Source organism: Mesorhizobium sp. M4B.F.Ca.ET.089.01.1.1 (assembly GCF_004022605.1).
Taxonomy (GTDB): Bacteria; Pseudomonadota; Alphaproteobacteria; order Rhizobiales; family Rhizobiaceae; genus Mesorhizobium; species Mesorhizobium abyssinicae.
In genome coordinates this window covers 1-10,173 of the sequence record NZ_RZOS01000196.1, presented here as the reverse complement: position 1 = coordinate 10,173, position 10,173 = coordinate 1, and the positions used below count along the sequence as shown (strand labels likewise).

Here is a 10,173-nt window from a genome sequence, read left to right as displayed (position 1 = left end):
TATTCCATCGCGATCAGCGCAGCTTCCTTGGACTGCGGGGCGGCCAGCCCGTGAGGCGGCGCGCCAAAATGGAAAACCGGCTCGGCAACCCCCCAGAACATCAGTCCGATGCCCATGCCGACGCTGAACATCATGCACACCCACGAAACTGTAGTGAACTCCGGCTGCTCGTCGTCGGCTCCAAGCCTGATCTTGCCGAAACGGCTGATCGCCAGGAACCCGGCAAAGACCAGAAACATAGCCGTCGATACGACAAAGCCCCATCCGAAACCATTGATGATGGCCGCGAGCGTGGCGTTCGTCACGGAGGCGAGGCTATCCGGGGCAGCGGCTCCCCATAAAATGAACGCGGCTGTTATGATCAGGGCCGGCCAGAATACCGCCGTATCTATGCCCCGTAACCTGCTTCTAGTCGACATGCGTGACCTCCCAAATCAATTTCGAAACCAGTTCCTGAAAAACTCCCCTTGGACGTCAAAGACCCCGACCTCCTGCGAGACCAGGGTCGCGGACGGCGCACGCTGAAGCGTCCGCCGTTGGCGCCGTTTCGAAGTGTCGGATTAGGCCCTCCGCCACCACACCCGTCAGGGTAGAAAGGGTGGGCAGGCAAGGATGGGAGGAATCTGGCGGGTCAGTGGGGAACCGGCAGATCCCGGGTAGGGAAGAACCTACCCGGGCAAAGGCACGCCATGCCATGGCGCGTCAAAAACACCCTCTGCGAAACCCTTTGTCGAGCCAGCCGGATTGGTCGCTGCGCAAGCCCGTGGACGCACGCACGGCTGCCTGGCCGAACCTGTCGTCGGCGTGGCAAAACCGATGACGCTTATGAGGCGGCGGGGTATTTCCTCTCCAGCCGTTCCTGCTGCGGGGTTTGGGCGTAGAGTTCGCGGTAGCATTTGGAAAAATGCGACGCCGAAACGAAGCCGCAGGCGGTGGCCACCTCGACGATCGGCACGGATGACTGGATCAGCATATGCCGTGCGCGCTCGAGGCGTATCTCCAGATAGTAGCGGGCCGGGGAGCGCCCCATCTCATCGCGGAAGAGACGCTCGATCTGCCGTCGCGACAGCCCGACCTGCCTGGCAATATCGCTTATCGATATCGGTTCGGACGGATTGGCGTCCATCAGCTCGATGATGGTCAGCACTTTTGAATTCTGAATGCCGAGCCGCGCGCGCAAGGGAAGCCGCTGGCCGTCGCTTGCGCCGCGCACGCGATCGGTCAGCACCTGCTCACAGACGCGACTGACCAGATCTTCGTCGAAATCATCGCCGATCAGCTTCAGCATCATGTCGAGCGCGGCCGTGCCGCCGGCGCATGTGTAGATGTCTTGATCGACCTCAAAGAGGTCGGCAAACACATGCGCATTCGGAAATGCCTCGGCGAAGCCCGGCAGGTTTTCCCAATGGATGGCGCAGCGTTTGCCGGAGAGCAGCCCGGCAGCCGCCAGCACATGGGCGCCGGTGCAGAGGCCGCCGATCGCAACGCCGCGATCATGTTCCTCACGCAACCAGGCAAAAGCCGGCTTGTTCGAATAGCGCTCGATGTTGATGCCGGTGCAGACGATGACCATCGATGGCCTGTCGGGGCCGGCCATCATGCGCCGCTCGTCCTGCAACGACGTGTCCACCGCGCACAACACGCCGCTCGAGGCGGGCACGGGCTGCCCGTCGATACTGGCCAGCCGCCACTTATAGGCTTCGTAACCGAGCATCCGGTTGGCGATGCGGATCGGCTCCAGTGCAGTCGCAAAGGCGACCATGGTGAAATCCGGCACCATAAAGAAGACGAGCGAGCGCTTGATCGGATGTTGAGACATGTTCACTGAAACTAACGTCCGTGTCGCGAAATGGATATCGCGAATGCGCCATCGTCTCGGAATTTGCTCAGGCTGCTCCGGGATTGGATGTCAGTGGCTTTGGGACGGCCTGAATGCCGTTTTCCCGAAATGCCTGGTGCACGGCGAGTAAAACGGCGCGGCGGATCATGAAATTTCTGCCCGCTTTTGCCTTGAACTTGGCCCGGATAACCAGCGTGCCGTCCTCAACCTCGGCAATTCCCTGGCTCTTGAACGGCTCGAGCAGATCTCCAGCAAGTTCCGGGTTGGCCGAAATATCCTGGCCGATCTTCTTGAAAATCTTGCGGACTTTTTCGACATCGGTGTTGAACGCAACGCGAAAGGTCAGTTTCTCGATCATCCAGTCGCGGCTGAAATTCTGAATCTTGCCAATCTCGCCGTAGGGGATTGTCGCCAAGGCACCGCGCTGGTGGCGAAGGGAAACCGACCGGACCGAGATTTTTTCCACGGTCCCCTTGGCGCCTGACGTTTCGATATATTCGCCGAAGCGGAATGCGTCGTCGATCAGGAAAAACAGCCCGGAGACCAGGTCTTTCACAAGCGTCTGCGAGCCGAAGCCGATCGCCAGCCCGAACACGCTCAAACCGGCGATCAGGGGCCAGACATTGATCCCGATCGACACCAGGATCGAGAGCAGTGCCAAGGCCAGAATGCTCGACTTGCCGATCCCGCTGATCAGCGGCACAAGCGTGCCCAGCCGTGAACGCGGCGCTCCCAGCATCTCGTCGTCACCAACGGCGGGCAACTCCGCGCGCAAGGCGCGAGCCGTCGCTGTGCCGACCACATTCCACAGAAACGCCGCCACCAACATGATCAGCGCAACCCCGGATGCGCCCTTGGCGACCTCTCGCAAATCTATGCCGAACCCGGCAGCCAGCGGAGTCGCCCATAGCGTTCCCAGCATGGCGATCATGATGGCCACGACGGTGAAGCGGGCTGTCTGTCGCCCCGCCGCTGCCAGGATCGAGATGTCGGGAGACTCCAATCCGCGCTGAGCCCAATTCCCGATCATTGCGTCGAGATGAGGCGCGGCGAGAAACAGCAACGCGGTCACCAGGACGGCCGGCCCACGAAGCGATGTTCCCAGGGTCAGCGCGGCCTGAGCGCTGAGGAAGGTGACTACCACGAAAGCGATCACCACTGCCGGCCACATTTTGGCGAGACGGGTTCGCCAGCGGCTTCTGGGACGCGGACCGGCGACGGCGGCCGCCATTGTGCGCCTGTGCCGCCATACCGCCCATGCAAACATAAGGTAGGTCGGAATTGCCAAACCTGTCCGCAGCAGATCCCCCAGGGCCGGCCCGACGCTCCAGAGCCGCAACGTCGCGAGCAGCGTGGTGGCGATGATCGCCAGGCCAATAGCAAGCGAGAGGTCGCGCACGAGCGCCGCCAGATGGACGGAGCGCTCCGCGAACTCGGTTCGCCGCGATGCCATCAACAGTGATCTGACGGCGGCGAGGATGACGAAGCCGAGCACGGTCGCCATCGTCCAAAGGCGAAGGGTTTGCAAAGGTGCGCCAGAACCGGCCAGCAGCCGCGCGGCAATGAAACCGATCGCCAGCGCCACCACAGCAGCCGCCACGCCTGCGAAGAATCTGCGCCATGCGCTACTTGCGGCAGCCGCCTTCTTGAACCGACCGGCGAACAGAATGAACACGCCCGCGACGAGCGCAACAACCAGCACAATCTCGAACAGGAGCGCAAGGAGAGATGTTCCGCTGGCCGCGAGCGAGGCCCTCAGGTTTTCAAACTCGACAGGCACGTCGCTCAAAGCCGCAACCCGCGCGAACAGTCCGGAGACGAAACGCTCGGCCAGCTGCTCGAAGCCCGAAATCAACGAAGTAACATCCGTTTCTGCCGTCGTGCCCACGATTTCCCCCTCTTCAGCACCTCGCAAGCCAGTTTCGGCGGTCGCCCGACCGTCGAACAATTCGCCGCTCGTCTCTCCGGGCGGTCATGCTGTCGAGCGTAGCGCACGCTCCCTCACGACGAACGCCCGATGCAACGGAAGCCGAGGTGGCAAGTGGACGTATCGACAGCTTGCGCCATGCGCGCGGCCGGCCGGTAACGCCGGCAATAACTTGGCGCGCACAGGAAAGACCCGCCTTTGGTCACCTTGCGCGGAATCCTGATGTCGGGCGTCAGCGGATCGTAACTTGCCTCACGCTCGGCACCGTGCGGGTTGGCCATCGTGCAACAAGGGCTGTCGATGCGGCGGTGCTCCTGGTACCAGTCAGTTGTCCACTGCCAGACATTGCCGGCCATGTCATGGAGCCCATAGCCGTTTGCCGGAAACGAGCCGACCGGAGACGTCCATTCGTAGCCGTCCTCGCAATCGTTGCGGAACGGGAACTCGCCTTGGTAGGTGTTGGCCATATGCTGGCCACCCGGGGTCAGGTCGTCGCCCCATGCGAACTCGGCTCCTTCCAGCCCGCCCCTGGCGGCGAACTCCCATTCGGCCTCTGTCGGAAGCTCCTTGCCTGCCCAGCTCGCATAAGCTTCCGCGTCCTCGTAAGCGATGTGCACGACGGGATGATTTTCGAACCCTTTGAGTCCGCTGGCAGGCCCGCGAGGATGCCGCCAATTCGCGCCGCGCACATAGGCCCACCAGTCGTAGTGATTGCCGCGATCAATGCTGCGTGAAGGCCGGACGAACAAGGCCGAAGCCGGTGCCAACGACTCAAGGCTGGCTCCGGGATAGTCCGCGGCATTTGCCGGTCGCTCGGCCAGCGTGGCGTAGCCGGTGGCCTCGACAAAGCGCCTGAACTCAGCATTCGTGACGGCGGTGCGATCCATCCAGAAGCCGCCGACCACGACACGATGCGCCGGCGCCTCTTCCGGATAGTGGTCGTCGGAGCCCATTAGGAACTCACCGCCGGGAATCCAGGCCATATCGCCGTGCGACGAGATTGCTGGCTTTGCGGTAAGTCGTGCCTCAGTCATCGGGCGTCTCGTCTAAACGGCCGAACTCATCTGCCTTTCAGTCCCCCGCAGCGAACATCTCTTCCGGGCTTGGCGTCACCAACGGTGTGAAGAACGTCAAGCGCATGGCTTCCAGCAGCAACAGCGGGGGTTTCATCTGGGTTGCCAGCTCCGTAATCCTTGCCTGCAACTCCTTGACTTTATCAGGGTTCTTGTCGGCCAGATTGGTGGCTTCCGATTTGTCCTGTGCCAAATTGAAAAGCTCTATCTTTTGCGGCAACGCCGCGGCCCACACCAGTTTCCAATCGCCCTCACGCACCGCGCCGACCATGGGATCCACATTGTAGACAATCTCCGTGCGGGGCGAAGGTTTGCCCTCGCTGATGGCCGGCCACATATCCATGCCGTCCAGGGGTTTGTCCTTGCCGGGCTTGGCTCCAGCCAGCCCAGCCAGTGTCGGCAACATGTCAACGACGTGCATAAGGCCGTTGAAGGCGCCGGGCTTGATCTTGCCGGGCCAGTTCATGAAGGCAACCGAGCGCGTGCCTCCCTCATAGAGAGTACCCTTGCCGTCGCGATAGGGACCATTATCGGCGGGAAGTTTGCCTTCCACCTTGGAGTCACCGGTGAACATCGAATTGACGACGCCGCCATTGTCGCTCATGAAAACGATGAGGGTATTGTCGCGTATCCCCTTCTTCTCGAGCGCGGCCACGACATTCCCAACCTCGTCATCGATCACCGAGATCATCGCGGCATAGGCCCTCCGGTTCTCGTCGGTAATGTTCTTATAGCGGTCGAGATATTCTTTCGGCGCCTGGAACGGCGTGTGGGGCGCGGTGAAGGCGAGGTAGAGAAACAGCGGCTTCTTCTGATCGTGGGCCTTGATGACCCGGACGGCCTCCTGACCGAACAGGGTGTTGTCGAAGCCCGGCTCCTTGATCGGCTTGTTGTTGCGGTACCAGTCCGCGACGCGGTGCGAGGAATGTTTGAAATGGTCGATCTCGCCGACGGTGGCCCCGTAGAATGAATCAAATCCACGTTGTTTCGGCCAGTAGGCCGTCTTGGCATGGCCGAGGTGCCATTTGCCACTCATTGCCGTCCGATAGCCCGCGTCTCTGAGGATTTGCGGAAGGAGGGTTTCGTCAAGCGAAAGGCCATAGGTTCCTGCAGCGGGGACAACGCCAACCTGCATGCCATAGCGTAGCGGATAGCGGCCGGTCATGAGGGCGCAGCGCGTCGGTGTACACATCGGCTGCACATAATATTCTTCGAGCTTCGCCCCTTCAGTGGCAAGCTTGTCGATGTTGGGCGTCTTGATGTCTGAGCCGTGGTAGCCGACGTCTTTCCAGCCCTGATCGTCCGCAACGATGAAGACGATGTTGGGCTGCGAGGGCTGGGCTGCGGCAACCTGAACACCGGCGAGGCCGGCGAGTGCGCCCGAAAGGCCGGCTGGCGCGGCAAATCGCGAAACGGCAGCCGCCGTGCCGGCCATCAAAGCATCCCGCCGCGTGATCCTGTTGGTTGTACCGGCTTCAGCCGGGAAGTCGCGATCGTTGCTCATGTTGTGCCCCTGCTCTGTGTATACGGACCTACTCAAAACAAATGCGCGTCTGGCGTTCTGTCGCCGATCATTCTCCAGGAACCCAGGAGGCAGCGCACAGGGTTTGGCATCCACACGGCCGCCTGCCTGCGCGAAAATCTCTTGGAGTCCGAAATAGGGTGGCCAACACCGTCATGGCCTGTCCGGGAAGCGGCCACCTCCACAAGGCATGCTTGCTGCAGCGGGCTCGATGTCCACTGCGCATGCTTCCGAAATGGTCCTGTCTGTTCATGCGCCCCACTCGCCGTTGGTCGGCGATGCTCCCGCGCTGTTTGATCTCGCGCTATTCGGGCTTAAGTTATTCCTAATACAACCGTACTGCTATCCACTTTGCGCAAAGGATGCATTTTTTGGCTCCCGGCCTGCATCGCTTTCCCACACAGACGTTGCGCTTCAGCCTTGACGAGCCCGCCGATGCAGCCTCGGGGCAGGTGCGACCGCAGCCATCAGCAAGAATTTGGCGCTGGCATAGATGAAGTTGAGCCGCGCCGCGGACCAACAACTTCATGTCAATCCCTTCCTATCCCGGATGGGCTGGCGAGAATTGATAGGTGAGCCCCAATATCGGACCTTGCTGAGTGAGTTTGTTCACGAAGCCGTCGTGGCTGTAATTGTCGTGCACGGCCCGATAGCCGACGAACATGGACATCTTGTCGTTGAACTGATAGCCGGCGCCGCCCATCACATCCCACATCGATTTGGACCCTGCGCCGAAACCACCGACGAGGCCCCAGCCGGCCAGGTAGATTCCATTGCCGACATCGGCCTTGAATTTGGCGCCGATCACCGGATCGACCCACGTATCGCCGTCGCTCGCTGAGCTGCCACCAAGCGCACCGCCGTTGAAGTCGAACTTGTTGTCGACCGACCAAAGGCGGGCGCCGGCCACGAGATCGAAATTCGTCCCATCCTGGTAGTAAACGCTGTAGCCGCCTAGCGCCGTTCCCATGAAAGTGCTCACCGTCGCATCGATATTCGAGGCGAGTATTCCTTGCGGGGTGCCGATGTTGGCGTCGAGCTTGGCGTAGACTATGTCCGTGCTGATTGTGAAAGGCCCGTTACGGGCTTCCGTGAGCCCCATGAACCCGAATTTGAGGTGTTGCAGCACGTCGCTGAAGCTCACATCGACATCCTGAGGCGGGAATCCGAAGAGGCCGCTTTCGCCCTTGATTCCTGATGCCCACAGATACGGGGCGACAGTGAAGGTCCAACCTTCATCCTGTGGCTTGGCGATGTCTGCTGCAAAGGCATTGGCCGCACCAAGTCCCAATACACCTGCCATTGCCAGGGCGGCCAAACGAAATTTCTTCATCATCGTCCCCATTTATCGTTTTTGCTGCCCGAACTACGCCAAGCAGAGGTTTCTCTTCCATACTGGATGAACCCTCGCTTTGCGCTCTGTCAACTTGGCCGCATGGTCTATCCCCGCTAGGCCGTTCGTCGGGGTACCTAAGTGCCAATTGATCTCGCGCAATTTACGCTTAAGCTAAACCTAATATAGTCGTTCTTCTATCCACTTTGCGCAAAGGACGCCTTGCGTGACCACGTGGCCTTCATCGCCTTCGTACAGGGATGTGCTGCTTGGCCCAGACGACCTGACCAGCGCCGCCTCTGGTCTGCCCGTGGAGGTCGACAGGCTTTCGGCAGGCTGGCGTCCCTCGCGCATCCGGCAAATCCAGTCCCCCGGTAAGTGGGCGCTCGACCTGCCAGAATTCAATTGCGCCTTCCGCGCCAGAGGCGGTTTCGATCCAGGCTCGGTGGCGTTAGTGGCTATCGAGCGGGCCTGTGGGTCGACAATATGCGGCGTTCCGCTCGAAGACGACTTGATCCTGGCAATCCCTGCCGGCACGGGTGTGACGGCTACGGTCCGGCCCGGCCTCACTTACGCTGTCGCCATTGTTCCCACCGCGACCTGGATGGAAATCCAGTTGGTTGCCGCGGGGATGGTTATCGAGAAGATCAACAATCGCCCCTCGGCAATTCGGCTCGCCACCAAGGAAGCGCAAAGAATCCGACGCCAGATGAAGTCGATGGCAGACTACCTCGGGACAGTCGGAAGCGAGTCGGTTTTGCCGGAGCAGCCTCCAGCTGCGTTCGAGGAATATCTGGGGGCAGTGGCTGACGCCTTCGCGGGGGCAGACAGTCGCGGGAGCGGAACAGTCGATTGCGCGAGTCGCCACTTTAGACAAGCGTCGGCGGCCGAGGATTTCATTCGCACTCATATCCGGGAAGACATACCCATTGTTCGACTGTGCCGGGAAATCGGTGTCAGCCGTCGACAGCTCGAATACGCCTTTCGCACCACGTTCGCGGTAACCCCGCTCGAATTCATAAGAGCGCTCCGCCTCAACGAAGCAAGACGGCTCCTTGTCACGGCTCGCGCCAACGGCTTGAGCGTTACGACGATCGCTATGGACGTGGGGGTCACCCATCTGGGCCGCTTCGCCGCGAATTATCGGCTGTTCTTCGGCGAGTCTCCCAAGGAAACGCTTCAGCGTGCCGGGAGATCGTGACCAGGGCGTAAGGTGCGCCGAGAAATTGCGCCACGTCATCAGTGCAAGCAGTTCGACTGGGTTTGCGCAATCCGGATAGAAGTCGCGCTCGAGAATTAGTACATTCTAAAATGCTTATAACGCACCGCCTCGGGCTCGCTGGGTCAGCGAGCAGGTCCGCTGATTTGGGTTGGCGCAGGCTCGCGCCGGGCGCGTGGTCGTCGGCCAGTCAAAACGCACTGAGTGGCGAGTTCTTGGGAGGATGCAAGATGACGAGATCTAGCTTGAGATTGACCGGCGCCGCCGGAATCGTCGTTGCCTTGATGTTTGCCGATCTGGCCGACGCGATTATCCCGTTCGCGCCCTTCGTTGGCAACGCGCAGGCGAAAGTTGGCCGTCCGCTCACACCAGGCAGTGTCGCAGGGGTCGCGAGGCGTACCACACGCCGAACGATCCGCCGCTCGACGATCTACGTGACCCGGCTCCCCGCAGCGTGCGTGAAGACCACGATCAACGGCACCGTGCTGTGGCACTGCGGCAGCACGTATTATCAACCCTACGGCGGACGCTACGTCGTCGTGCACATACAGTGAATGAAAGTGGGCCTCGTCCCCTTGGTGGACATGGTGGATCACATTCCGCCAGCAAAGGCTGATCGGCACGGCGTTCGAAAGCCGTGTCGATAGCACCCCGTGTCGATTGGGATGCTCGCAGGTCTTCGATTTGCTCCCTGGCGGCGCTCTGGGCTCCAAAGGATTGATGTTTCCGCCGGTGCGGTGATCGTCCACGCGCGCGGTCGAGATCCTGTTCGAAAGAACTCGGCCGACGCGCCCGATCCCCAACCATCGCCAGCGAGCCGCCGAAGCCTGGCAGGACGCTGCCGCCCACGGCCGCAACCCCCTTCATGACGGTTTGCAGCACGCTGTCATTGACCCGCACACGCTGCCAGTCGGACCGTTCAGGCGTCGTGCGGATCCGGCACACCCAGCGGCGGGTGGATTTCGGCGACCGCAACAGGTTCCGGACTGCCGTTGGCCCGCAGGCATTTTGAGCGCAGCGCGTCGGCGTAGACTCTGGCAAGCCCGGAATGCCGCCGCCGCAGATAGTCCGAGTGATCGAGCCGCCAGCGCTGCTCCATGTCCGCCATGATCGCAGGATTGCTCCAGGTCGCATAACCGCCGGCCGAATAGACGGTGATCTCGCCGGCGTAGAGCCGCTCGCGCGTGACCAGGAAATCGACGCGGACATAGTCGAGATCGCCGGCGACACGCGGCGCGATCAGGGCCGCTTGCCTGATC

9 protein-coding genes are annotated in these 10,173 nt (G+C 61.2%); 2 read left to right on the top strand and 7 right to left on the bottom strand.

Translation table 11 applies throughout. The features are described 5' to 3' along the window. The 6 genes from EN780_RS18810 to EN780_RS18785 all read right to left on the bottom strand — a co-directional run. A partial coding sequence (locus EN780_RS18810) for a BCCT family transporter (protein ID WP_189556607.1) occupies positions 1-419 on the bottom strand: 419 nt, incomplete at its 3' end. 404 nt (positions 420-823) lie between these two features. Then, a complete protein-coding gene (locus EN780_RS18805) occupies positions 824-1,819 on the bottom strand; it encodes a GlxA family transcriptional regulator (RefSeq protein WP_348627102.1) in 996 nt (331 codons plus the stop codon). Between the two features lie 67 nt (positions 1,820-1,886). Next, complete coding sequence (locus EN780_RS18800; protein ID WP_127282671.1) at positions 1,887-3,788, bottom strand: mechanosensitive ion channel family protein; 1,902 nt, start codon at positions 3,786-3,788, stop codon at positions 1,887-1,889. A gap of 53 nt (positions 3,789-3,841) precedes the next feature. Beyond that, entirely contained in the window at positions 3,842-4,801 is a 960-nt protein-coding gene (locus EN780_RS18795; RefSeq protein ID WP_245478380.1) for a formylglycine-generating enzyme family protein, read from the bottom strand. A gap of 37 nt (positions 4,802-4,838) precedes the next feature. Continuing rightward, on the bottom strand, positions 4,839-6,344 hold the full coding sequence (locus EN780_RS18790) for an arylsulfatase (protein ID WP_128274964.1): 1,506 nt from the start codon (positions 6,342-6,344) through the stop codon (positions 4,839-4,841). A gap of 559 nt (positions 6,345-6,903) precedes the next feature. Then, positions 6,904-7,698 carry a hypothetical protein gene (locus EN780_RS18785; protein ID WP_127311532.1) on the bottom strand — a complete coding sequence of 265 codons (795 nt, stop codon included), beginning with the start codon at positions 7,696-7,698 and terminating at the stop codon, positions 6,904-6,906. 223 nt (positions 7,699-7,921) lie between these two features. Here EN780_RS18785 and EN780_RS18780 point away from each other — a divergent pair, with 223 nt between their 5' ends. Together EN780_RS18780 and EN780_RS18775 are read left to right on the top strand one after the other, a co-directional pair. Continuing rightward, on the top strand, positions 7,922-8,896 hold the full coding sequence (locus EN780_RS18780; RefSeq protein ID WP_127311531.1) for a helix-turn-helix domain-containing protein: 975 nt from the start codon (positions 7,922-7,924) through the stop codon (positions 8,894-8,896). 302 nt (positions 8,897-9,198) lie between these two features. Further along, positions 9,199-9,468, top strand: a complete 270-nt coding sequence (locus EN780_RS18775) for a hypothetical protein (RefSeq protein ID WP_245478422.1) — start codon at positions 9,199-9,201, stop codon at positions 9,466-9,468. 365 nt (positions 9,469-9,833) lie between these two features. Here EN780_RS18775 and EN780_RS18770 read toward each other — a convergent pair. Beyond that, positions 9,834-10,173 (bottom strand): ATP-grasp fold amidoligase family protein (locus EN780_RS18770; protein WP_281035372.1); only part of this gene is annotated, 340 nt, incomplete at its 5' end.